Genomic DNA, 22,591 nt, shown 5'->3' on the forward strand with positions numbered 1-22,591 from the left:
TGGCGCCGGGTGCTGCGTGTCTTGGCTCGGCGAGGACGCTACTGGCTTGCCGCCTCGCTTTCGGCGGCTTGTCGCGCGGCCATGCGGTCGGCGACGAACTGCTGGAAGTGCCTGTCCGTCGCGTAGCCCTTCTGCTTCACCCATTCGAACGCAGACGTGAACGTGCCCTTGCCGAAGGCGCCGTGCATATGGAACACGGCCGCCTCCTTGCCGGTCTGACCCGCGGCGTCGGCGGGGTCCTCGGGTAGGAAGATGAACGTGGGGGTGAACAGCACGCCCCAGCGGCGAGCCAACTGCTTCTCCGGCATCTCCTCGCCGTCCAGATCCGTCACATGGCGCTCGCCGAACAGGTTGAGTTGCAGGACGTTGAAGTGCTCACGCACATAGGCATTGATCGCCGGATCGGCCAAGACCTCGGTGTTGACCTTCTTGCAGTAGATGCAGCCGCGCTGCTCGAACACCACGACCAGCCGCTTGCCCTGCGCGTGGCTGTCGGCGAGATCCTCGCTGATATCTAGGAATGATTGCAGGAAGAAGTCATGGTGATACAGGCCGTCCTCGCCCAGGGTCGGCTCGATAAGGGCGGTGTCGCTGGCGTGGGCGGAGGGGGCGAAAGGCGTCAGCGGGCCGGTGACCAGCGCCGCAAGAAGGCCGAGCGCGAGCGCCCCGGCCGCGATTGCGCGGACGAGTCCGGTCAATCGCCGATCCGAAAAAGACTGCATGGCGTGATCCTCCCTGAGTGATCCGGTTTGGGAACGTCTTTTTAGGTTTTTGTGTTCTTGGATGCGGACAGCTCGGCCGTTCGCGTCGGTCAGCGTCCGCCGTCGGGTGCCGGCAGCTTCTGCAACAGGGCGTCGAGCTGGAACCAGAAAAACTCGTCCCCGGCATAGCCGGTGATGCGACCCACTTCGGCCCCGTTGTCCACAAGAACGAACGTGGGGGTGAACGAGACGGCCCGCAGGTCGCGCAGGTCCGCCGGCCATGGGTCCTGCAGATCGACCCGCCGCAATGGCGCGGTCCGCGACTCGGCTGTCTTCGGATAGATCGGGCCGAGGTCGGTATGCCACTGCGCGCAGTAGTGACAGGTTGCCGATTCGAACATCACCAGTTCGGCGGCCGTCGCCGGAGCCGGGGCCCACGCGACACACGTTCCGAGGACCAGGAATGCCGCCGCCGCCAACCCCGGCCGACCGATTCGGCGGGGCGTTCGGCGCACGTGCATCGAGAGGAAACCGTGGGCTTCGGACATTGGACGGCCTCCCTCTCGCGGGTTCGGAGTGCGATCCAACCCCCGTCGCAGGCGCCGTCGGCCGCTCGGTTTGAGGCGGAAAACGGAGTCTTGCCATCAGAGATCCATTGGATCATGCTTGAATTATAAAAAGCTAATGCGCTACGGTCCAGTAGCGTTCGTCCAAACCGGGCGAACCACATCGGGCACCACCGCGCGCCGGTTTGTCTGGGGGCGCGGTCGGGGTTCGCAAAACAAAAGCGGTTCCGCAACGACGGAACCCGTGTTCAGGGAGGGACGGACCCGCCGTCGGACGGCCCCATGGGGGCCGGCGCCTGAGGCGTGGGCAACGATCCCAAAGGACGAGTCTCTCCCGCTTCGGCGGACGACGCCCTGCGTGGCGTCGTCGCGGCATGGCTGCGGTCGTCTGTCCCGTGGACGGGCGCGGCGCGTCGCCCGATGCCCGGTGTTCGATCGGGTGTCCCGGCGACAGGACCGACGAAGGGAGGATCTGGGGGAATGCACAGCAACGGACGCTCCAAAACACGGGCCGGATGGCCCGGTCTTGGTCTTCTGGCCGAGCTGGGTCTGGCCGGGTCGGGCCTGACCCTGGTCGCGGTGCCGGCCTCGGTCCCGGCCCACGCTGCCGCGCCGCCGTCGTACACCGTCCAGGGCGGTTATACGATTCCGGAGCCGCTAACGGACACACCGGGCGATCCGGCGATGGGCCGCAACTGGGTCATCAACCGCAAGCTCGGCAACTGCCTGAGCTGCCATCAGATGCCCATCCCGGAGGAACAGTTCCACGGCGAGACTGCTCCGGCATTGTACGGGGTCGGCGACCTGTACAGCGCGGGCGAGTTGCGCCTGCGGATTGTAGACCCGAAGGTGCTGAACCCCCAGTCGATGATGCCCGCGTTCTACAAGACCGAGGGCCTGAATCGCGTGCTGAAGGGATTCGAGGGCAGGCCCATCCTGACCGCGCAGCAGGTCGAGGACATCATTGCCTACCTGATGACCCTTAAGGATACGAGCAAGGCGAAGAACTAACGGCGCGCTGGAGTCGGTTCGACCGGGGCGGCGCGAACGGAGAGGAGACAGTTCCTATGCAAGTAAACATAGAGGATGGCGGTATCCGCCGTCGCAGCGTGCTGTTCAGCCTGGGCGGCGGGGCGGCCGTTGTGGCTGGCCTGACCGTGATCCCCGGGCTCGCCAATGCCGATGAGGCGGCGGTGACCGAAGCCATCAAGGGCATGGTCGGCGACGTTCCGGACGAGTCGGGTGTGGCGCTCGACCTGCCGGAAATCGCCGAGAACGGCAACACGGTGCCACTGTCGTTCACGGTCGACGCGCCCATGGGCGAGGACCTGTACGTCAAGGACGTGATGGTGATGGCCGATGGCAATCCATCCCCGGATGTCGCCGTGTTCCACTTCACCCCCATGAGCGGCGTGGCCGCAGGGTCGACCCGCATGCGGCTGGCCGGAACCCAGAATGTTGTGGCGGTCGCCCGCCTCAGCGACGGAACCGCCCTGATGGGCTCGAAGCAGGTCAAGGTGACGATCGGCGGCTGCGGCGGCTGATCGGCCGGCCCCCCCGCATCGTTCCCAAGCCGGGGTGCGCCGTCCCGACGACGGCCGCCGGACAGCGTTCAGGAGCACTCAGACCATGGCGACCATACGACCGCGCGTGAAGGCCCCCAAAAAGGCGGCCGCAGGCGAGATCATCGAGATCAAGACCCTCATCAACCACGACATGGAGTCCGGCCAGCGCAAGGATAAGGATGGCAATCCGATCCCGCGCCAGATCATTCATAAGTTCACGGCCGAGTTCAACGGCACGGAGTTCTTCTCCGTCGATCTGGCGCCTGCGATCTCGGCCAATCCGTACCTGTCCTTCAACGCCAAAGTCGATGAAAGCGGGGAGTTTACCTTCCGCTGGTTCGACGACGACGGGTCGGTCTACGAGGACACCAAGTCCATCGAGGTGACCTGACCGGTACGGCACCTGTGCGCCCGGGGGCGGGCGTCGGATCGGGCGCTGTGGTCGATGCGATCCACGCGCCCGTCAACAGCGCCGCAAAGGCGCGGACCGGCGCATCCGTCCCGTGGGGTGGCTTCACGACCAGGAACGGGGGAGGACACATGACCAGGATGGTGAAGATCCCGGGTGGGGGGCGCCTGTCGCGCCTGATGGCGGGCCTTGTGATCGCGGCGGTGCCGGCGACCGGTGCGGTCGCCGCAGACGGGGACGGCACGCGCATCGACTGGGGGCCGTACAAGGTGGGGGATGTCCGGTCCGGCTACACGTATGCCGGGGCACAGACCCGGGCCATGCAGGACGACGATTTCCAGAACCCCGCGTTCTTGTGGCTGGAGCGCGGCGCGGAACTCTGGGACACCGCCGAGGGCGCGGCCGGCAAGGCCTGCGCCGACTGCCACGGCGATGCCGAGGAGAGCATGGCGGACGTGGCCACGCACTACCCGATCTACTTCGAGGATTGGGGCAAGCTCATGAACATCGAGCAGCGCATCAACTGGTGTCGCGAGACGCAGATGCAGGCCGAACCGTTCGAATGGGAAAGCGACGACCTGCTGGGGATCACCGCCTTCGTCAAGCACCAGTCCAAGGGGCTGCCGGTTGATGTGTCCGTGGACGGTCCCGCCGCGCCGTTCTTCGAGAAGGGCAAAGCATTCTATGAGGAGCGGCGAGGGCAGCTCGACATGGCCTGTACCCACTGCCATGTGGACCATCCGGGTGACCTGATCCGCGCCGAGACCCTCAGCCAAGGGCAGGCCAATGGGTTCCCGACTTATCGTTTGAAATGGCAGACGCTGGGCTCGCTGCACCGCCGCTTCCGGGGCTGCAACCGGAACATCCGGGCGGAGCCGTTCCCCTACGGCTCGGACGAGTACACCAATCTGGAGCTGTATGTGACGTGGCGCGGCAACGGCTTGCCCGTCGAATCGCCCTCCGTGCGTAAGTAGGCCTCCTGTCCCCCTCCGGCGTGGTCCGTGCCGGTGTCCGCCCTGATCGCGGGGCGGACGCTGCGGGCGGCCCATGGCCTGACGCGGCCCTCTATGCGGGTGCGCCAACACGAAAGACACGCTCATGTTCACGCGGCGAGACTTCCTGCGGACCACGGCTGCCACCGCGATTCTGATGGGCAGCCCCCTGGCCCTGCGGCGGGCCGCGGCCCAGCAGACGCTGAGCCAGGATGACCTTTTGCGCTTCGATCCGCTGGGGCAGGTGACCCTGCTGCATGTGACCGATGTGCACGCGCAGCTTCGTCCCCTGTATTTCCGCGAGCCCTCGGTCAATCTCGGGGTCGGCGCGGTGGCGGGCGATCCGCCCCACATCACCGGGCGTGATTTTCTGGCTCGGTATGACATCCCGGCCGATTCGCCCGAATGCTACGCCCTGACCAGTGTGGATTTCACCGCCTTGGCCCGGACGTACGGTCGCGTGGGCGGCCTGGACCGGCTGGCGACTCTGGTCAACGCGATCCGCGCGGAACGGCCGGATCAAACGCTGTTCCTGGACGGTGGTGATACCTGGCAGGGCTCGTATACCTCACTCCAGACCAACGGCGCCGACATGATCCGGGCCTTCAACGCCCTGAAGACCGACGCCATGACCGCGCATTGGGAGTTCACCTACGGCGAGGCGCGCGTGCGCGCGGCCGTCGAGGGCGAACTGGACTTTCCGTTCCTGTGCGGCAACGTGATCGACGCCACCTGGGAAGAACCGGTGTTCGAGTCCACCCAGATGTTCGAACGCGGCGGGGTCGCCGTCGCTGTGATCGGGCAGGCGTTCCCTTACACCCCGATCGCCAACCCGCGCCACCTGATCCCGGAGTGGTCGTTCGGCATCCGGCCGGAGATGGTGCAGGAGCACGTCGACAACGCCCGCGCCAACGGCGCTGAGGTGGTCGTTCTGCTCTCGCACAACGGCTTCGACGTCGACCGCAAGCTGGCGTCACTGGTCAACGGCATCGACGTCATCCTGACCGGGCACACCCATGACGCCCTGCCGCGCGAGGTCACGGTCGGCAAGACGCTGCTGATCGCCTCCGGCTCGCACGGGAAGTTCCTGTCGCGCCTGGACCTGGAGGTGAAGGACGGCCGCGTGACGGACTACCGCTACCGCCTGATCCCGGTGTTCTCGGACGTCATCACGCCGGATCCGGAGATGGCGAAGGTCATCACGGAGGTGAGGGCGCCCTACGAGGCCGAATGCACCCGGGTGCTGGGCCAGACCGACGACCTGCTGTACCGGCGCGGCAACTTCAACGGCAGTTTCGACGACCTGATCTGTCAGGCGTTGCTGGCCGAGCGGGACGCCGAGATCGCGCTGTCCCCCGGCTTCCGTTGGGGGGCGACGCTGCTGCCGGGGCAGGACATCACGGTGGACGACGTCTATTCCATGACCTCGATCACCTATCCCAATGCCTACCGTCAGCCCATGACGGGGGCGATGCTGAAGACGGTCCTGGAGGATGTGGCGGACAACCTCTTCAACACGGATCCGTTCTACCAGCAGGGCGGCGACATGGTGCGGGTCGGCGGTATGGGCTACGCCATCGACATCCACAAGCCGATGGGCGAGCGCATCTCCGACCTGACGCTGTTGGCCACCGGCGATCCCATCGACCCGGCGCGCGAATACATCGTGGCGGGCTGGGCCTCGGTCAACGAGGGCACGGAGGGGCCGCCGATCTACGACATCGTCTCCCAGTACATCGAACGCCAGGGCACGGTCTCGGTGCCGGAGAACACCGCCATCACCATCAAGGCCTGAGGCCGGCCGCCAGAGAGGGACCGACCGCTCATGGACGGATTGAACGTCACCTATATCGGGGCGCTGACGGCCGGCGTGCTCAGCTTTCTGTCGCCCTGCATCCTGCCCATTGTGCCGCCCTACCTGTGCTTCATCGGCGGGGTGAGCCTGGACGATCTGGAGGGCGAGGCTGACGAAGTGCGGGCGGCCCGCCTGCGCGTCATCAGCGCGGCCATCGCCTTCGTGCTCGGGTTCGGGACCGTGTTCGTGCTTCTGGGTGTCGGCGCGGCCATGGCCGGTAATTTCATCACCGAGAACGCCCACATTCTCGGCCCCATCGCCGGCGGGATCATCGTGATTCTCGGATTGCACTTCCTGGGGGTGTTCCGCATCGGCCTGCTGTATCGGGAGGCGCGGTTTCATGTGCAGACCAAGCCGGTCGGGCTGCTGGGGGCCTATGTGGTCGGGCTGGCGTTCGCGTTCGGCTGGACGCCCTGCGTCGGGCCGATTCTGGCGGCGATCCTGTTCGTGGCCGGGTCCGACCCGAACCCCTGGGTCGGGGCCTCGCTGCTGGGGACGTATGCCATCGGAATCGGTGTGCCGTTTATCCTGGCCGCGTTCGCGCTGGGGGCGTTCCTGCGCTTCAAGAACCGGTTCCGCCGCTACATGGGTGCGGTCGAAAAGGCGATCGGCGGCCTTCTGGTCCTGACCGGCATTCTCATCATGACCGGCGGCATGGCCGACGTTGCGCAGTGGATGATCGAGACATTCCCGACCCTGGGCCAGATCGGGTAGCAGCACCCGGTTCGGTCATCCGGTTAGGCGGTCAGGCGGCCGAGACCGGCGGCGGTAACGCAGAGGAAGGCGACGGCGAGCAGGATGCCGCCGCCCAGGGTGCAGCGCGCGTGCAGGCGGTACCCGCCAAGAAGGTCGTCGAGCAGCATGGCGCGCACCGCGTCGACATCGGCCTCCGTCGTCCCCTGGACCGCCCGAAGGCGGTCGAGCCGGTCCCACAGGGCGCGGTGGCGCAGGTCGAGCAGGGCTGGGACCGCCAGAACAATCGACCCCAGAAGACCAGCGATGCCGCCGGTTACCTCGATGGCCGCAAGATCGCTCAAGCGCGCCTAGTCTTCGTCTTTGAGGGCACGTTTAGTGCGCGCACTTGTGTCGACAGAAGGCTACGGAATTTTCGAGACTGCTTCGACGCGACCTTTTCTGAACCCGAAATCCGGTACTGTTTGCCAGGGGATGGAGTGCACACTGCCTCGACCGCGTGGCTGGCCGTGTTCTCCCGCACCTCATTGGGCACGAACACCATGCGCAGGCCCATCGCCTTCGCGATCATACGGAGCTTGCGATAGGTCGGGCCGTCCTTGCCCTCGCCGCGTTCCATGGCGCTGAGGGCGGATTGGTGCAGCCCCGCGGCGGCGGCCAACTCTCGCTGGGACAGCCCGGCGGCCAGACGCAGGGTCTTGATCTGCTCGCCCACCTCCAGGGCGGCGCTGGACACGGGCGCGTCGGCGGCGAGATCGGGATGGTCCCGTTCCAGTTCACGGACCACATCGCCAAGCCGCGCGCCCGACGCCGGGCGGCGGGGCCGTTTGGCGATGAGCGGTGGATGATCGGCCCCGACGGCGTGTGAGGCCGGCCGCATGCCGCGATCCGTCATGATGGTCTCTCCCCGTCGTCGTCACACAAGCCGATGGACACACAGCGCGCCAGAATCCGCTCTTCCCAGGCCTCTCGCTTGTCGGTCTCCGGATCCGCAAGGGTCGCGCCGAGCACGTGGACCCAGATCATGGGATCCCGGTCCTTCCCCTCGGCCTCCCCCTCCACTTCTTCGGCGGCGAACAGCAGGGTGGGGGCGCCCGGTGTCCGGTAGATGTTGAGATCGTCCTCAATCCGCCACCACACGGGGCAGGACGCCAGATGATCCAAGAGCTCAGCCCGCGTCGTGCCTTCCAATGCCGGCATGTCACGCAAGGCCACGGTCAGGATGCGATGGCGATCCTCCGCCGTGCCGGCCCGCGCGATGGCCAGGATCTCATCCATGGCCCGGCCCAGATCGTGCGGGCTGTCCGACGGCGTTTCGTAGAAGGCCAGGGCAATCGGCATTCCCAGTCCCAAAATATAATGAATTCTGTATCAGCCCGCAACGGGGGCTCGGCGGCGAGCCGCTGGGCCGGGATCGCCCTTGCCGTATAGGTGCCATGCGCGAGGACTCCGCACAAGCGCAACCACCCCGCGCCGTTGAGACGGGCGGGGTGGTGTTGTGCGGGCTGCTTTGGTGGAATGCGGGGCCAGCCGTCAGGCCGCGTCGGCGTCCTGGGATTCGGCGGCTTTGGCGGCGGCCTTTCGGTTGACGTGGCTGGCACTGCTGGCGCTGGCACCGGTGCAGGTCTTCCCGCCCGTCGCCTTGGCGGCCTCCTGGGCTGCCTTCGCGGCGTCGGCGCGGCTCATCTGCTGGGTCACGAGCTCGTCGAACACCCATTGCGCCGGGCGCTGGTTTTCGAACGAGACCTCCGGGGCCATCGGTCCCTCGGTCTTGATGCCGGACAGCGCCAGCTTCAGGGCCTTCAGAGGATGCGCCACCGTATCCGCCACCGCCGTCGCCTCATAACCGCAGTGCATCATGCAATTGGCGCACTTCTCGTAGCGTCCGGTGCCGTAGCTGTCCCAGTCGGTCTCGTCCATCAGCTCGCGGAAGGTGCCGACGGTACCCTCGTTCAGCAGGTAGCACGGCCGCTGCCAGCCGAAAACGTTGCGGGTCGGGTTGCCCCAGGGCGTGCAGTCGTAGGTCTGGTTGCCGGCCAGGAAGTCCAGGTACAGGCCGGACTGGTTCCAGCGCCAGTTCTTGCCCTTGCCCTTGGCGAACAGGTCGCGGAAGAGCTGCTTGGTGCGCTGGCGGTTCAGGAATACCTGCTGCGTGGCCGCCCGCTCGTAGGCGAAGCCGGGGGCGATGGTGACACCCTCCACGCCCAGCTCATCGGTGGCATAGCTGACGAAGCTGGCGACGCGCTCCACCTCCACGCCCTCGAACAGCGTGGTGTTGCAGGTCACGCGGAAGCCGCGCCGCCGCGCCTCCTTGATGGCGGCCGTGGCCTTGTCGAACACCCCGTCCTGACACACGGCGGCGTCGTGGTGCTCCCGGTCGCCGTCCAGATGGATCGAGAACGTCAGGTACGGGCTGGGGGTGAAGTCGTCCAGGCGCTTCTGCAGCAGCATGGCGTTCGTGCACAGGTAGACGAATCGCTTGCGCTGAATCAGCCCCTCGACGATCGGCACGATCTGACGGTGCAGCAGGGGCTCCCCGCCGGCGATGGAGACGATGGGGGCACCGCATTCCTCGGCGGCGGCCACACACTCCTCCGCCGACAGGCGCTTGTTCAGGATGCTGTCCGGGTAGTCGATCTTGCCGCAGCCCGTGCAGGACAGATTGCAGCGAAACAGCGGCTCCAGCATCAGGACGAGGGGATAGCGTTTCTGCCCACGCAGGCGCTGCTTCATCAGGTAGGACCCGACGCGAAGCTGTTGAATCAAGGGTACGCCCACGGTGTTACCTCACTCGTCTCGATGGGGGGGTCAGGCCACGTGCAGGTCGTGGCGGTCGCGGGAATCATCCGGTTCGATCCCGCGTTCACGCATGGCGTCGGTCAGCACGCGCGGCAGCTTGAACTGCATGTGCTCCTCGATGCCGCCCAGTTCCTCGGTCTGCGCCGGAGCGACGTGGCCGATCCGGGCCACCAGGTCGCGCACGAGGCGTTCGGGCGCCGAGGCGCCGGCGGTCACGCCGACCACGGAGACCCCTCGGAACCAGTCGTCTTGTACCATGCTGGCGTCGTCGATCAGAAAGCTCGGCACGCCCATGGTGGTGCCGATCTCCGCCAGCCGGTTGGAGTTGGAGGAGTTGCGGGCCCCCACGACCAGCAGCAGATCAACCTGCTCCGCCAGCCGCCGCACCGCCATCTGGCGGTTCTGCGTGGCGTAACAGATGTCCTTGGCGCCCGGACCCTTGATGCCCGGGAATCGCTTCTTCAGCGCCTCGATCACGTCGCGGGTGTCGTCGACGGACAGTGTCGTCTGGGTGACGTAGCCGACCAGGGTCGGGTCGCGCACGTCCAGCCGCTCCACGTCCTCGACCCGGCTCACCAGATGCACGCCGCCGGGAATCTGGCCCCGGGTGCCCTCGACCTCCGGATGGCCCTCGTGGCCGATCATGATGACCTCGCGGCCCTTGCCGACGAGGTTCTGGCCCTCGCGGTGGACCTTGGAGACCAAGGGACAGGTCGCGTCGATGACCGGCAGGGCGCGGCGCCCCGCCTCCTTCACGACAGCCTGGGGCACGCCGTGGGCGCTGAACACGGTCATCGCGCCTTCCGGAATTTCGGTCAGTTCCTCCACGAACACCGCGCCCTTGTTGCGCAGCGTCTCGACGACGTGTTTGTTGTGTACGATCTCGTGGCGCACGTAGACGGGCGGCCCATAGATCTCCAGGGCGCGCTCGACGATTTCGATGGCGCGTTCAACGCCGGCGCAAAACCCGCGCGGGCTGGCCAGGATGACACGAAGCGCCTGCGGCATTTCGCCGGGCGGGGTTTTCACGGGGGCGGACTCGGCCACGTGGCGATCCTCCGACAAGGAGATCAAAAAAGGTGCCCCCTGTGTATAGGGTCGGCACGTCGCGATGCAACATTACGGTCAGACCCTTCGAAATGCGGGGTTTTCCGTGCGACTGGATCGCAACAGTGGGCGGTCTTGTCCGCGGCGCGATCCCGCGCTAGGCATGGCCGTCCCCACGCATCTCTCGTTTCCTCCTGGAGAGCCTCCGTCATGCCCACCCTTGTCACCGGCGGCACCGGATTTGTCGGCACGGCCGTCGTGCGCGCCCTGCTTGCGCGCGGCGAGGCCGTGCGCTGCCTCGCCCGGCCCGGAGGCGACCGTCGCAATCTGGCGGGGCTCGACGTCGAGATCGTCGAGGGCGACCTGACGGACCCGGCCTCTTTGACGCGGGCCGCGCGCGGCGTGGAGGCGCTCTACCATGTCGCCGCCGATTACCGGCTGTGGATTCCCGATCCGGCGGCGATGGAGGCGGCGAACGTTCAGGGCTCCGTCAACGTGATCCGCGCGGCGCTGGACGCGGGGGCACGGCGTGCGGTCTACACCAGCTCCGTCGCCGTGCTGAAGCCCCACGCCGACGGCACGCCCGCCGACGAGGACACGCCGACGACCGAGGCCGACATGATCGGCGCCTACAAGGGCAGCAAGTTCCGCGCGGAACGGGCGGTACGGGCGCTGGTGGCGGACGGCGGCGCGCCGGTGGTGATCGTGAACCCCTCCACGCCGATCGGGCCGCGCGACATCAAGCCGACGCCGACCGGCCGTATCATCGTGGAGGCGGCGGCCGGGCGCATGCCGGCCTACGTCGATACCGGCCTGAACGTAGCGCATGTGGACGATGTCGCCGCCGGTCACCTGCGTGCGTTCGACCACGGAACGCCGGGGGAGCGTTACATCCTGGGCGGGGAGAACCTGACGCTGGCGGACATCCTGGGCGAGGTCGCGCGTCTGTGCGGGCGCCGGCCGCCCCGGGTGCGTTTGCCGCACGATCTGATCCTGCCGTTCGCCTGGGCGGCGGAGGGCGTGGCCCGGATCACGCACAAGGAGCCGTTCGCCACCGTAGACGGCTTGCGGATGGCCAAGAAGCATATGTTCTTCACCTGCGCGAAGGCCGAGCGGGATCTGGGCTACCGCGCTCGGCCCGCTGCCGAGGCGATCGCCGACGCGGTGGCGTGGTTCCGCGCCAACGACGATCTGCGCTGATATCTGCACCGGGGCCGTCATTTTTGCGCCAAGAACCTGCGCGACCCTGATATGGATCGATCCTCCGACTAGGACCTGAACAGGACAGGAGTCAGACACGATGCCCTCCGCCGTTTTCCGGGCCCTCGCGTTCCGTCGCGCTCCGTTGCGGGTGCCCCGTCGCCGCGCCGCCCGGACGGCGGTGCTTCTGGCCGGCGTCGCCCTGATGGCGCTGCCCGCATCCCACGCCGCCGCACAGGACAACCGGGCGCTCATCGCCGACATGCAGGTGCGCATTACGCAGCTTGAGGACATGGTTCGCGACCTGACCGGCAAGCTGGAGGAGGCGGACTACCAGCGCCGGCAACTCGAGCAGCGTATGGAGCGGATGGAGCGTGAAATCGATGTCCGTGTCGGCGCCCTTGAGGGAAGCGGCGCCGGAGGGGCCGGCCTGGGGGGCGCGTCCTCGGGGGCGCCCTCGGCCGCCCCATCGGCGGCACCGGGACAGCCGCTGGCGCCCGACAGCGGCGTGCTGGGCTACATCACGCCCCCCGCCGGCTCCTCGGGCAGCGGAAGCGGCGCGTCGTCCCTGGATTCCGCGGCGGCGCGTGCCGTTCTGCCGTCCGGTCCGCCGGAGGCGCAGTACAATCACGCGTTCTCTCTGTTGCGCCAGGGCGACTACGCGCGCGCCGAGCAGGCGTTTCAGGCGTTCATCGAGGTGAACGGAAGCCATTCCCTGGCCGGCAACGCCCAGTACTGGCTGGGCGAGACCCATTACGCGCGCGGCAATTACGAGGCCGCCGCCGTGGCCTTCGCCAAGGGCTACAAGGAGTATCCCAACAGCTCCAAGACGCCGGACAACCTGTTCAAACTGGGCATGTCGATGTCGGCGCTCGGCAAAAAGCGGGAATCCTGCGCGGCGTTCCAAAAGCTGCGGGCCGACTATCCCAGTTTGGGTGGGACGTTGCAGCGACAGGTCGACGATCAGATGGCCCGGAACGGGTGCTAGGCCACGCGGCGCCGCTCGATACCGCCACCTTTGCGGCGTGTATGCGGCCCTTGGGGCCGTTCGAGCCAGCGCCGCGCCTCGCCGTCGGAGTCTCCGGTGGTCCGGACAGTCTGGCGCTCGTGCTTCTTGCTCACGACTGGGCGGTGGCGCGCGGCGGGTCGGTCACCGCCCTGACGGTGGACCACGGCCTGCGCGCGGAGTCCGCCGTCGAGGCCCGGGCCGTGGCAGCTTGGATGGCGGCCGCCGGCATTCCCCATCACACGCTCGCCTGGCACGGCCCACATCCGGTGCATGGGCTCCAGGCGGCGGCGCGCGCCGCGCGGTTTGATCGGCTGGAAGACTGGTGCCGGCGCCACGGCGTGCTGGACCTCCTCCTTGCCCATCACCGTGACGATCAGGCCGAAACGCTGTTGCAACGCCTGGGGCAGGGGAGCGGCCCGGACGGCTTGGCCGGCATGGCCCCGGTCTCGTACCGCCGTCATGTGCGGGTGGTGCGGCCGCTGCTCGATGTCCCGGGGGCCTGCACCCGGGCCACGCTGACCGCGCGCGGGCAGACCTGGATCGAGGATCCCAGCAACGCAAACAGCCTGTTCCAGCGGGTGCGCGTGCGTGATTTGACGCCTGCCCTCGCGGACGCGGGGGTGGCCGGCCCAGGGCTCGCTCTGGTGGCGGCGCGCGCGGCGGAACGGCGTGAGGAGCATCGCCGGCGCCGCGATGTCCGGCTGGTCGAGGCGGTGGCGCTGGATGCATTCGGGGTGGCGCGGGTCGATATGGCGCGTCTGCTGGCGGGACCGCCGAGCGAGGCGCGCGCCGCGCTCGGTCGTCTGCTGGCCTGCGTGGGGGGCCGGGACCGATCGCCCCGTGTACAGCCGCTGGAGCGCCTGCGCCGCCATCTGTTGGACGGATCGGCGGCGGGGATGACGCTCGGCCGCTGCCATCTGTGGCCAGCGGGTGAGGGCACATGGCGCGTTTGTCGCGAGGGCCGCCACCTCCCGGACCCGATGCCCGTGCCGCGCCCCGGCGACCCCGCCGTGCTGTGGGACGGGCGCTTGAGTGTCCGCGTGCCGGCGAGGGACGGGGGACCGGACGCGGATCCGGGTGGCCGCTGGATTGGGGCGCTGGGGGCTGAAGGCTGGCGGACCGTCGTTCGGGCACTCCGCGAGGCCGGGCGGCCGGTCCCTCCGGTGCCGGCGCCGGCCCGGGCGGTGCTGATGGCGGTCCGGTCGTCGGACGGTCTGGGTGGGGACGGTATGGTTGGTGCCGTGCCGCAGATCGGCTATTCTACCCGGTCCGCAGAGGGCCATGCCGGTCTGGTCGTCCGACCGGCCGCCCGGCTGTCCCTGACCGAGGCCGCCCGCCGCTTGTACGAATCCGCGGACGGCCTATGTGAGTGAGGAACAGTAGGTCAGCCGGAGCGTGCCGGATCGCCAAAAGGTCCCGCCGCCGCCGCGAAACAAAGGGTCCGAACCTTGAATTTCAGCCGCAATCTCTTGATGTGGATCATCATCTCGGTGCTGCTGGTGGCGTTGTTCAACGTCTTCCAGGGGTCCGCCCCGCCTGCTCCCGAGACCCAGGTTCCGTACTCGGAATTCATCGACCGGGTCGAGAGCAGCGACGTCCAGGACGTTACCATCAAGGGCGAGAGCATCACGGGTCACTTCGTCGATGGCCGGTCGTTCTCCACCTTTGCGCCGCCCGACTCGAACGTCGTTCCGACGCTGCGCGAGAACGGCGTGAAGATTACGGCACAACCGTCGGACGGCGATTCGCCGACCTTCTGGAGCGTGCTGATCTCTTGGTTCCCGATGCTGCTGCTGATCGCCGTATGGATCTTTTTCATGCGCCAGATGCAGGGCGGCGGCGGCAAGGCCATGGGCTTCGGCAAATCGCGCGCCAAGCTGCTGACCGAGCGCACCGGGCGGGTGACCTTCGACGACGTGGCCGGTATCGACGAATCCAAGTCGGAGCTTGAAGAGGTCGTCGAGTTCCTGCGCGATCCGCAGCGCTTCCAGCGCCTTGGCGGTAAGATTCCCAAAGGTGTTCTGCTGGTCGGGCCGCCCGGCACCGGTAAGACGCTGCTGGCGCGCGCCATCGCGGGCGAGGCCAACGTGCCGTTCTTTACGATCTCCGGCTCGGACTTCGTCGAGATGTTCGTGGGTGTCGGTGCCAGCCGTGTGCGCGACATGTTCGAGCAGGGCAAGAAGAACGCCCCGTGCCTGATCTTCATCGATGAAATCGACGCGGTCGGACGCCATCGCGGCGCCGGCTTGGGGGGCGGCAACGACGAGCGCGAGCAGACCCTGAACCAGTTGCTGGTCGAGATGGACGGGTTCGAGGCCAACGAGGGCGTGATCCTCATCGCGGCCACCAACCGCCCGGACGTGCTGGACCCGGCGCTGCTGCGTCCCGGCCGCTTCGACCGTCAGGTGGTGGTGCCGAACCCGGACGTGCTCGGCCGCGAGAAGATCGTCAAGGTGCACATGCGCAAGACACCGCTGGGTCCGGATGTGGATCCGAAGGTGATCGCCCGTGGGACCCCGGGCTTCTCGGGCGCTGACCTTGCCAACCTCGTCAACGAAGCCGCGCTGCTGGCCGCGCGCCGGGGCAAACGGGTCGTGGGCATGTCGGAGTTCGAGGCCGCCAAGGACAAGGTCATGATGGGCGCGGAGCGGCGCTCCATGGTGATGACCGACGATGAGAAGAAGCTGACGGCCTACCACGAGGGCGGCCACGCCATCTGCGGTCTACACATGAAGGAATCGGACCCCATCCACAAGGCGACCATCATCCCGCGCGGTCGCGCGCTGGGCATGGTCATGCGCCTGCCCGAGGGGGACCGGATCAGCATGTCGCGCGCCAAGCTGGAGGCCGATCTGGTGGTCGCCATGGGCGGGCGTGTGGCGGAAGAACTGATCTTCGGCCACGGCAAGGTCACCACGGGCGCGTCGAGCGACATCAAGATGGCCACCAACATGGCCCGCAAGATGGTCACCGAGTGGGGCATGTCGGACAAGCTCGGCCCGCTGATGTACGCCGAGGACCAGGAGGAGGTGTTCCTGGGCCATTCGGTGGCGCGCCACAAGAACATGTCCGATGAAACCGCCCGGATGGTGGACGAGGAAATCCGCCGCATCGTCGATACGGCCTATGAAACGGCCCAGCGGCTCCTGACCGAGCATCGCGACGAACTGGAGACGCTGGCCCAGGGGCTGCTGGAGTACGAGACCCTCAACGGGGACGAGATCCAGACCCTGTTGCGCGGTGAGGGGATTGACCGGGACGAGCCCGAGGATACCGGGCCGACCAAGCCGCCACGTGGCGGACGGCGTGCCTCGGTGCCGACCACGAGCGGCGACCGGTCGCGCGGCCGGCCGTCGATCGGTCCGGAGCCTCAGCCGGGTGCGTAGGGCGGTGATGGCTCCGGAGAGTGGAGGGGACGCGGCGGCGTTTCCGTCCGTGGCCCCGATCAGTCGGTCGTATGTCCGGGATCCGGCCCTGCCCTGGGACTTGTTCCAGGGTGGGGCCTTGGTGAATCCCCTGAAGGGGCTCCAATTCGCACCCACCGGTCTTCTGCGCGGTCCGGCGGCGCAGCAGGCCCGGGCGGTGCGGCGCGCGCGGGCGCTGGCGGGGCGGGACGATGTGGCCTTTTCCGCTGTGACTTTGTTTCTGCGGCCCGACGATCAGGGCCCGTGGCATGTCCACGGTTGCGATCTGCCGACGCTGGCGCTGTGGGCCGAGGCGCACGGGCCGACCATGCAGGCCATCGTCGCGGCCGGGCTGAACCGCCTGACCGCGCCACGCGCGCCTTTTGCGGGCCTGAGCTTGGATCGTCCCCGCATCATGGGCATCGTCAACTGTACGCCGGATTCGTTCAGTGACGGTGGCGACTACGCCAGCGCCGAGGCGGCCGTCGCGCGCGGTCTGGCGATGCTGGAGGCGGGCGCGGACGTGCTGGATATCGGCGGGGAAAGCACTCGTCCCGGCTCGGACACGGTGGAGGTCGACGAGGAAATCCGCCGCATCGTGCCGGTGGTGAAGGGGCTCGCGGAGCGGGGGGCCCTGATCTCCATCGACACGCGCCGGGCGGCGGTCATGGAGGCCGCCCTGGCGCATGGTGCGCGCATTATCAACGACATCACGGCCCTGGCCGGAGACCCGGACTCGTTGGGCGTCGCCGTCCGGGCGGGTGTGCCGGTGATCCTCATGCATATGCAGGGGGAGCCGCGCACCATGCAGGCAAACCCGACGTACGGTCGGGCGCCGGCCGACGTCTATGCGTGGCTGGCGCGCCGTGTGACGATCTGTGTGTCGGCCGGCATGCCGGTCGGGCGAATTTGCGTCGATCCGGGCATTGGTTTTGGCAAGACGCTGGACCACAATCTCGATCTTCTGGCGCATATCGGCCTGTTTCACGGTCTGGGCTGCGCCGTGCTGGTGGGGGCGTCGCGCAAGAGCCTCATCGCCCGGGCGTCAGGGGCGGTGGATGGAGAGGGGCGCCCGACGGATCGGGCCAAGGACCGGATGCCGGGATCTTTGGCGATCGCCCTGGGCGCCGCCGAGCAGGCCATCCAGTTCATGCGCGTTCATGACGTGGAGGAAACGGTACAGGCCGTGCGGGTCGCGGAAGGGATCCGCCGGTTTCAGGCGGGCGCATAAGGCGCGTGTGGCCCCTTCGGTCTCTTGACCGCGCGGCTGTGCGGGGGCCATAAGTCCAGTATGTTTGGATTGAGTCTCTCAAAGGTGCTGTTCACGGTCCTTGTCGTGGTCGTGGTGTGGGGCGCCTTCAAATACTACAGCCGGGCCATGAGCGGTGGCTCCCCTGGTGATCGCCCCAGCCTGCGCGAGAAGGTCGAGCGTGCGGCCCAGGACGCCGTGCGCAAGCGCATGGGCGAGCAGGACGCCCGCGCCGCCTCGTCCGCGCAGGCCACCGAGGATTTGGTGCGCTGCCCGAAGTGCGGCGCCTACCACCCGGCGGGCATCCCGTGTGACTGCGGCTACGGCCGGTAGCGACGGTTTCCTTGCATTTGGCGCGTCGGTGACTGCAAAACAGGGGACGCGACGATGTCCCTGTTCTGACGCGCTTTTGAGCGATACCGCACCGTCACCGCGCTGCTCATGAGATCCCTCCGCCCTAAACAGGGCATTCGGGGTGCAGTAACATATTTTTTTACCAGTAAAAAACCTCATCCCGAACGCCCTGATAGGGGCGGCGGGATCTCGAGAGGGGGCAAACCGGCCGCGTTGCCAAGATCAACGGCTTGGCATCGTCTTTGACGCAGATTTGCTTTACGCGGCCTAAAAACCCACATCCTTGCGGCTCGGCCACAGGGCCAGCAGCGCCGGCAACACACCCAGCGTGCACACCAGCGTCAGCCCGATGGCGATGGTCAGCAGCACGCCCATGCTCGCTGTGCCGGGGTGGCTCGACGCGGCGATGGAGCCGAACGATCCGATCGTCGTCAGGGCGCTGAACACCACCGCGCGGGGTGTGCTGCTGGTCATGGCGTGGCTCACGTCGGCCTCGGCGCGCTCCCGGTGCACCAGATGGATCGCGCTCGCCACGCCCAGGCCGAACAGCAGCGGCAGCACGATCACGTTGGCGAAGTTGAACGGCAGGTCGAACAGCGCCGCCGTGGCGACGGTCAGCAGCGCGGCCAGCGTCAGCGGGGCGTAGACCAGCAGAATATCGCGCAGCCGGCGCAGCGTGACCGCCAGGACCAGGGTGATTCCGACCAGGGCGAGTCCGGCGGCCTCTGCGAAGGCACGCATGACGGTGCGGCCGGATTCTCGGATCAGCACGGGGGAGCCGGTGGCGGTCGGCACTTCGGCGCGGACGGCGTCGACGAACTGGGCGAGCTGGCCAGGGTCGCGCGGGTCGCGCGCGGGCCGGACTTCCACCCGGGCGCGTCCATCGGCGGCGAGATAGCGGCCACGGAGTGCCTCCGGAAGGTCGTCCAGCGTGACCGGACCGGCGGCCAGGGTCTCCCGCAGGCGGGTCAGCATGGGCGGCAGATCGCCGGTCAGGGCCTCCGCCACCCGGGCCAGGGTGTCCGGCTCCAGCTGGTTCAGGGCGTTCGTGAGGCGGCCGGCGGCGGCTTGCGTGACCGGATCGGCCTCGGATGCCGCCGCGATGCGGGCCAGCGCCGTCGTCAGCGCGTCGCGCGCCTGCCGGCGTTCGGCCGCGTCGGGGGCGGGCCGGGGCTCTTGCGCCAGGGCCGGGCCGAGGAACAGGGCCATGTCCTGTATGACCATCAGCTTCTCGTCCTGGTCCGCCGGCACCAGATCGCGCGCCGTGATGGCACTGGAGACCTCGGGCAGGGCGGCGACCCGGTCCGCCAGGGCGTCGGCCGCGTCCAGATCGTCTGCCAGGATGTCCATGGTGTAGGGGGTGACGCGGGGGTCCTTCAGCAGGTCGAACAGCGTGGCGACGGACTCGGTGCCGCGATCGCGCAGGTTCAGCGGATCGAAGTCGAAGCGGGCCCCCGGGGCCAACGCCACCGCGCCGATCCCCAGCGCCAGGGCCACCAGCGCGACCGTGCGGGCGTGGCGGCGCAAGGCGCCTTCCAGGCGGCCGGCCCAGCGTCCGGCGGGATCGCCGCCCGTCCCGGCGTTGCGGGCGGGGCGCACCGGCCATTGCCCCAGCAGCGCCGGGGGCACGGTCAGGTTGGCGATGAAGGCGACAATCATGCCCATGCCGGAGATGAGGCCGAGCTGCGCCAAGCCGCGGTAATCCGTCGGAAGGAACGACAGGAAGGCAATGGCGGCGGCGACGGCGCACAGGGCGAGCCCCGGTCCCACGCCGCGCGCGGCTGCCCGCAGGGCGGCACGGTTGTCGGCGGGCGTCGGTCCCGGATTCCGGTCCCGCTCCTCCTTGTAGCGCAGGCCGAAGTGAATGCCGAAATCCACCGACAGGCCGATGAACAGCACGGCGAAGGCGACCGAGATCATGTTCAGCGTGCCCACGGCCAGGGCCGCCAGCCCGGCCGTCCAGCACAGGCCGACGATCAGCGTGACCACGGTGGCCAGGATCAGGCGGGGCGAGCGCAGCCCGAGGACCAGCAACGAGACGACCGCGACGAAGGTGATGGCGCCGGCGACGTCCATGCCGGTCTGCACGCTGCCCAGCTCCTCGCTTTCCATGGCCGCCGAGCCGGTCAGCCGGACCCGTACCCCATTCTCCGGCGTCAGACCGAGGTCCTGGGCGGTGGCGCGGATGGCCCGCATCGCGTCGCCGGCCGGCGTCAGGCTGCCAAACGATCGTTTGGGCTTGGCGAGGATCAGGTGCCGGGCCGCCGCCACGCCGCCCGCGTCCCCCTGGATGAGGGCGCGCCAATCGAGGCGGGCGGCGGTGTCGCCTTCGCTCTGCGCGGTCGTGACCGCTGCCATGCGGTCAAGCACGGGGCCGAGGGGCAGGGCCACGCCGTCCAGGCCACCCGCCGTGATCTGGTCGGCGGCGTCGCCCATCAGGTCGGCGAGGCCGCGCAACGACGGGTCGCGCCACAGCGTGCCCAGGAACGGCTGCGCCTCCGCCAGCGTGTCGGACAGGGCATAGACTTCGTCCAGCGACAGGAACAGCAGGCCGTTGCGGCGGAAGAACGGGTCTCCGGCCAGATCGGACACGAAGGCGAACAGGCCGTCGCGCTGCGCCAGGGCCTCTGTCAGGCGCGCGGCGGCCTGATCGGCCTGGGTGGCGGTGGCGGCGTCGATCACGATCACCAACTCGCCGCCGAGCTGGGGGAAGGCGTCCTTCATCGCGCGGTTCTGCTGCTGGAACGGCAGGTCGGGGTCCAGCATGGTCGAGGTGTCGGTCGACACGCCGATGCGCGTCGTGACGGCCCACAGGGACAGCGCGGTCAGCAGGGCGACCAGGGCCAACACGCCCCAGCGGTAGCGGCGGGCCGTGTCGACCCAGGCGGCCAGGGCGGCGGCGATCATGGTGGCGAGTCCTGTTGGTGCGGGTTAGCTGGGCTCGCGGTCGGGCGAGTGAGCGTCCATTAGGGCATTGAAGCGGGCGACGGCGGCCTTGGGGCCCTCCGGATGGTCCCAGACCCCGGCGCAGACCGCCAGGAAGTCGGCGCCGGCCTCGATCAGCGGCTGGGCGTTGTCCACCAAAATGCCGCCGATGGCGACGGACGGGACCAGCATGTCCTGCGCCCACCACTGCAACAGCTCAATGTCCGCGCGGGTTTTGGTGTCCTTGGTCTCGGTCGGGAAGAAGGCCCCGAAGGCGACGTAGTCGGCGCCGCCTTCGCCGGCCTCCATGGCCAGATGGCGGGAGTCGTGGCAGGTCACGCCCACGACACCGTCGGCGCCCACAACGGCGCGGGCGTCGTCGAGGGAGGCGTCCTCCTGCCCCACATGCACGCCGTCGCAGCCGGTCTCCACCGCCAGATCCGGGCGGTCGTTCAGGATGACCGCGACGTCGCGCGCCTGGGCCAAGGGGACCAGCACGGCGGCCACGCGGCGCACGGTGTCGTCGTCTACCTCCTTCAGGCGGATCTGAAGGCATGCGACATCGCCGCCGTCCAGGGCGTCGGACAGTTGGGTGGCGAAGGCCTCCACGTCGTCGATGCGGGGCGGGGTGATGAGGTACAGGCGGCAGCGGTCTTCGGGGGTGCGGGCGGCCATGCCGGGAAAGCCTTTTCGGGATGATGAGACGGCGCGAAAAACGTTGAGACGGCGCGGAGATTAGCGGTCCCGCTCCATCTGGTCCAGAAACGCGCGGTAGCGGGCGATCACCGACGCCTGGGAGAATTCGGCCGCGACCCGCTCGGCGCCACGCCCGACCAGATGGGCCGCCAAATCGGGGCTGTCGAGCACCCGCCGCAGCGCGCGGGCGAGGGCGTCGGCATCGTCCTTCGGCACCAGCAGGGCGTCCTCGCCGTTGCGGACCATCTCCGCCGGGCCGGCGGCGTCGGCGACGACCAGGGGCTTGTCATGCGCCCAGGCCTCGACCGTGACCGTCCCGTTGGGTTCGTAGCGGGAGGGGAACACGACCACATCAGCGGCGCGCATCAGCGCCGTGCGGTCGCTGCGCCAGCCGAGGAAGCGCACCCGATCCGCGACGCCCAGCGCGGCGGCCAGGGCCTCCAGGTCCGCGCGGTCCGGCCCCTCGCCGGCGATCCAGAGGTGCGCGCCCGGCACGTCGGCCACGGCCTGCAGCAACACGTCCAGCCCCTTGGCGGGGTGCAGCCGGCCCAGCGCCAGCAGAAGGGGCGCGTCCGCCGGGGTGCCGAGGTCGGCGCGGGACACTGGCGCGGCGGTCTCGTCCACGACACAGAAGTTCGGGATGTAGTGCACGCGGCGCTCCGGCCAGCCGCCGTCCAGGATATGGCGACGAATGCCGGGGATGATGGCGATCAGGTGATCGAAGCCCTTGTAGTACTTCAGATCATAGTACCCGCCCAGACGCGCGGTGCGCAGCCAGGGGCCCCGCGGAAGCTTGGCGGCGGCCCGGTTCATCCAGGCCATGGCGACCGTGGTTCGGCTGGCCATCATGGACCGCCGGAGCATCTGGGGCGTCCACAGGTCCAGGCGGCCGCCGAACGGCGCCGTGTCGACCCGGCAGCCGGCGGCGCGCAGGGTGGCGACCCGGTCCGGATGGTTGCGGAGGATGAAGGATTGCGTCACGCCGTCCGCCTCCAGGGCGACCGCCAGCGTGGTGAAGAACGTCTCGGCGCCGCCGTGGGCCGCGCCGGCCATGACCTGGGTAAGATGCATCGAAGCGGCGGGGTCCTCTCGACCGGATCGGGGCTCGGACGGGGCGGTATACCGCG

The 22,591-nt window shown here is 68.5% G+C and carries 22 protein-coding genes; 12 read left to right on the forward strand and 10 right to left on the reverse strand.

The annotated features are described in order from the left end of the window. Window positions 1-38 precede the first annotated feature (38 nt). Entirely contained in the window at window positions 39-722 is a 684-nt protein-coding gene (locus GGD82_RS08980) for a thioredoxin family protein (protein ID WP_150061259.1), read from the reverse strand. Between the two features lie 89 nt (window positions 723-811). Beyond that, window positions 812-1,249: a thioredoxin fold domain-containing protein gene (locus GGD82_RS08985; RefSeq protein WP_246163723.1), complete on the reverse strand. Its 438-nt coding sequence runs from the start codon at window positions 1,247-1,249 to the stop codon at window positions 812-814. Window positions 1,250-1,747: 498 nt separating this feature from the next. On the opposite strand from GGD82_RS08985, the gene soxX reads away from it, so the two are divergent. From soxX to GGD82_RS09015, 6 genes are all read left to right on the forward strand, one after another. Further along, entirely contained in the window at window positions 1,748-2,278 is a 531-nt protein-coding gene (gene soxX, locus GGD82_RS08990) for a sulfur oxidation c-type cytochrome SoxX (RefSeq protein ID WP_150061258.1), read from the forward strand. Window positions 2,279-2,334: 56 nt separating this feature from the next. Further along, a complete protein-coding gene (gene soxY, locus GGD82_RS08995; RefSeq protein ID WP_150061257.1) occupies window positions 2,335-2,811 on the forward strand; it encodes a thiosulfate oxidation carrier protein SoxY in 477 nt (158 codons plus the stop codon). A gap of 85 nt (window positions 2,812-2,896) precedes the next feature. Then, on the forward strand, window positions 2,897-3,223 hold the full coding sequence (soxZ, locus tag GGD82_RS09000) for a thiosulfate oxidation carrier complex protein SoxZ (RefSeq protein WP_150061256.1): 327 nt from the start codon (window positions 2,897-2,899) through the stop codon (window positions 3,221-3,223). Between the two features lie 149 nt (window positions 3,224-3,372). Further along, complete coding sequence (gene soxA / locus GGD82_RS09005; RefSeq protein WP_246163722.1) at window positions 3,373-4,215, forward strand: sulfur oxidation c-type cytochrome SoxA; 843 nt, start codon at window positions 3,373-3,375, stop codon at window positions 4,213-4,215. A 124-nt stretch (window positions 4,216-4,339) separates the two neighbouring features. Next, complete coding sequence (gene soxB / locus GGD82_RS09010; protein WP_150061255.1) at window positions 4,340-6,028, forward strand: thiosulfohydrolase SoxB; 1,689 nt, start codon at window positions 4,340-4,342, stop codon at window positions 6,026-6,028. Window positions 6,029-6,058: 30 nt separating this feature from the next. After that, the gene (locus tag GGD82_RS09015; RefSeq protein WP_150061254.1) at window positions 6,059-6,802 is read left to right on the forward strand and encodes a cytochrome c biogenesis CcdA family protein; all 744 of its coding nucleotides are present in this window, start codon (window positions 6,059-6,061) and stop codon (window positions 6,800-6,802) included. Between the two features lie 23 nt (window positions 6,803-6,825). Here GGD82_RS09015 and GGD82_RS09020 read toward each other — a convergent pair whose 3' ends face one another. The 5 genes from GGD82_RS09020 to ispH form a co-directional block, all read right to left on the reverse strand. Then, window positions 6,826-7,125: a hypothetical protein gene (locus GGD82_RS09020; RefSeq protein ID WP_150061253.1), complete on the reverse strand. Its 300-nt coding sequence runs from the start codon at window positions 7,123-7,125 to the stop codon at window positions 6,826-6,828. After that, window positions 7,122-7,676, reverse strand: a complete 555-nt coding sequence (locus GGD82_RS09025; RefSeq protein WP_211364703.1) for a helix-turn-helix domain-containing protein — start codon at window positions 7,674-7,676, stop codon at window positions 7,122-7,124. The genes GGD82_RS09020 and GGD82_RS09025 overlap by 4 nt, the downstream gene beginning before the upstream one ends. Further along, on the reverse strand, window positions 7,673-8,122 hold the full coding sequence (locus tag GGD82_RS09030; RefSeq protein WP_150061252.1) for a hypothetical protein: 450 nt from the start codon (window positions 8,120-8,122) through the stop codon (window positions 7,673-7,675). The genes GGD82_RS09025 and GGD82_RS09030 overlap by 4 nt, the downstream gene beginning before the upstream one ends. Before the next feature lie 192 nt (window positions 8,123-8,314). Next, window positions 8,315-9,559, reverse strand: coding sequence for an adenosyl-hopene transferase HpnH (gene hpnH, locus GGD82_RS09035; protein ID WP_150061251.1), 1,245 nt, complete (start codon window positions 9,557-9,559; stop codon window positions 8,315-8,317). 30 nt (window positions 9,560-9,589) lie between these two features. Beyond that, window positions 9,590-10,627, reverse strand: a complete 1,038-nt coding sequence (gene ispH / locus GGD82_RS09040) for a 4-hydroxy-3-methylbut-2-enyl diphosphate reductase (protein WP_425468499.1) — start codon at window positions 10,625-10,627, stop codon at window positions 9,590-9,592. A 210-nt stretch (window positions 10,628-10,837) separates the two neighbouring features. Here ispH and hpnA point away from each other — a divergent pair, with 210 nt between their 5' ends. The 6 genes from hpnA (at window position 10,838) to GGD82_RS09070 (ending at window position 17,822) form a co-directional block, all read left to right on the forward strand. Next, a complete protein-coding gene (gene hpnA, locus GGD82_RS09045; RefSeq protein ID WP_150061250.1) occupies window positions 10,838-11,827 on the forward strand; it encodes a hopanoid-associated sugar epimerase in 990 nt (329 codons plus the stop codon). Between the two features lie 100 nt (window positions 11,828-11,927). Then, the gene (ybgF, locus tag GGD82_RS09050) at window positions 11,928-12,815 is read left to right on the forward strand and encodes a tol-pal system protein YbgF (protein ID WP_150061249.1); all 888 of its coding nucleotides are present in this window, start codon (window positions 11,928-11,930) and stop codon (window positions 12,813-12,815) included. Window positions 12,816-12,856: 41 nt separating this feature from the next. After that, entirely contained in the window at window positions 12,857-14,209 is a 1,353-nt protein-coding gene (tilS, locus tag GGD82_RS09055; protein ID WP_260178368.1) for a tRNA lysidine(34) synthetase TilS, read from the forward strand. A 99-nt stretch (window positions 14,210-14,308) separates the two neighbouring features. Beyond that, window positions 14,309-16,222 (forward strand): ATP-dependent zinc metalloprotease FtsH, encoded by a 1,914-nt coding sequence (gene ftsH, locus GGD82_RS09060; protein ID WP_170284177.1) that lies wholly within the window; start codon window positions 14,309-14,311, stop codon window positions 16,220-16,222. A gap of 7 nt (window positions 16,223-16,229) precedes the next feature. Further along, on the forward strand, window positions 16,230-17,471 hold the full coding sequence (gene folP, locus GGD82_RS09065; RefSeq protein WP_150061246.1) for a dihydropteroate synthase: 1,242 nt from the start codon (window positions 16,230-16,232) through the stop codon (window positions 17,469-17,471). Window positions 17,472-17,531: 60 nt separating this feature from the next. After that, on the forward strand, window positions 17,532-17,822 hold the full coding sequence (locus GGD82_RS09070) for a hypothetical protein (protein WP_221240749.1): 291 nt from the start codon (window positions 17,532-17,534) through the stop codon (window positions 17,820-17,822). 288 nt (window positions 17,823-18,110) lie between these two features. On the opposite strand, the gene GGD82_RS09075 is transcribed toward GGD82_RS09070, so the two are convergent. The 3 genes from GGD82_RS09075 to GGD82_RS09085 are packed head-to-tail and all read right to left on the reverse strand — an operon-like array spanning window position 18,111 to window position 22,535. Continuing rightward, window positions 18,111-20,750, reverse strand: coding sequence for an MMPL family transporter (locus tag GGD82_RS09075; RefSeq protein WP_150061244.1), 2,640 nt, complete (start codon window positions 20,748-20,750; stop codon window positions 18,111-18,113). A 24-nt stretch (window positions 20,751-20,774) separates the two neighbouring features. After that, complete coding sequence (thiE, locus tag GGD82_RS09080; RefSeq protein ID WP_150061243.1) at window positions 20,775-21,443, reverse strand: thiamine phosphate synthase; 669 nt, start codon at window positions 21,441-21,443, stop codon at window positions 20,775-20,777. A gap of 60 nt (window positions 21,444-21,503) precedes the next feature. Continuing rightward, window positions 21,504-22,535 carry a glycosyltransferase gene (locus GGD82_RS09085; RefSeq protein WP_150061242.1) on the reverse strand — a complete coding sequence of 344 codons (1,032 nt, stop codon included), beginning with the start codon at window positions 22,533-22,535 and terminating at the stop codon, window positions 21,504-21,506. Window positions 22,536-22,591: the final 56 nt, after the last annotated feature.

Origin of the sequence: Roseospira marina (assembly GCF_014197855.1) — a bacterium.
Taxonomy (GTDB): domain Bacteria; phylum Pseudomonadota; class Alphaproteobacteria; order Rhodospirillales; family Rhodospirillaceae; genus Rhodospira; species Rhodospira marina.

Bases quoted from the DNA above. Each gene is read 5' to 3' on its own strand.
- GGD82_RS08980 (WP_150061259.1), bottom strand. From the start codon at position 722: ATGCAGTCTTTTTCGGATCGGCGATTGACCGGACTCGTCCGCGCAATC.
- GGD82_RS08985 (WP_246163723.1), bottom strand. From the start codon at position 1,249: ATGTCCGAAGCCCACGGTTTCCTCTCGATGCACGTGCGCCGAACGCCC.
- soxX (WP_150061258.1), top strand. From the start codon at position 1,748: ATGCACAGCAACGGACGCTCCAAAACACGGGCCGGATGGCCCGGTCTT.
- soxY (WP_150061257.1), top strand. From the start codon at position 2,335: ATGCAAGTAAACATAGAGGATGGCGGTATCCGCCGTCGCAGCGTGCTG.
- soxZ (WP_150061256.1), top strand. From the start codon at position 2,897: ATGGCGACCATACGACCGCGCGTGAAGGCCCCCAAAAAGGCGGCCGCA.
- soxA (WP_246163722.1), top strand. From the start codon at position 3,373: ATGACCAGGATGGTGAAGATCCCGGGTGGGGGGCGCCTGTCGCGCCTG.
- soxB (WP_150061255.1), top strand. From the start codon at position 4,340: ATGTTCACGCGGCGAGACTTCCTGCGGACCACGGCTGCCACCGCGATT.
- GGD82_RS09015 (WP_150061254.1), top strand. From the start codon at position 6,059: ATGGACGGATTGAACGTCACCTATATCGGGGCGCTGACGGCCGGCGTG.
- GGD82_RS09025 (WP_211364703.1), bottom strand. From the start codon at position 7,676: ATGACGGATCGCGGCATGCGGCCGGCCTCACACGCCGTCGGGGCCGAT.
- GGD82_RS09030 (WP_150061252.1), bottom strand. From the start codon at position 8,122: ATGCCGATTGCCCTGGCCTTCTACGAAACGCCGTCGGACAGCCCGCAC.
- hpnA (WP_150061250.1), top strand. From the start codon at position 10,838: ATGCCCACCCTTGTCACCGGCGGCACCGGATTTGTCGGCACGGCCGTC.
- ybgF (WP_150061249.1), top strand. From the start codon at position 11,928: ATGCCCTCCGCCGTTTTCCGGGCCCTCGCGTTCCGTCGCGCTCCGTTG.
- tilS (WP_260178368.1), top strand. From the start codon at position 12,857: ATGCGGCCCTTGGGGCCGTTCGAGCCAGCGCCGCGCCTCGCCGTCGGA.
- ftsH (WP_170284177.1), top strand. From the start codon at position 14,309: ATGTGGATCATCATCTCGGTGCTGCTGGTGGCGTTGTTCAACGTCTTC.
- folP (WP_150061246.1), top strand. From the start codon at position 16,230: ATGGCTCCGGAGAGTGGAGGGGACGCGGCGGCGTTTCCGTCCGTGGCC.
- GGD82_RS09070 (WP_221240749.1), top strand. From the start codon at position 17,532: ATGTTTGGATTGAGTCTCTCAAAGGTGCTGTTCACGGTCCTTGTCGTG.
- GGD82_RS09075 (WP_150061244.1), bottom strand. From the start codon at position 20,750: ATGATCGCCGCCGCCCTGGCCGCCTGGGTCGACACGGCCCGCCGCTAC.
- thiE (WP_150061243.1), bottom strand. From the start codon at position 21,443: ATGGCCGCCCGCACCCCCGAAGACCGCTGCCGCCTGTACCTCATCACC.
- GGD82_RS09085 (WP_150061242.1), bottom strand. From the start codon at position 22,535: ATGCATCTTACCCAGGTCATGGCCGGCGCGGCCCACGGCGGCGCCGAG.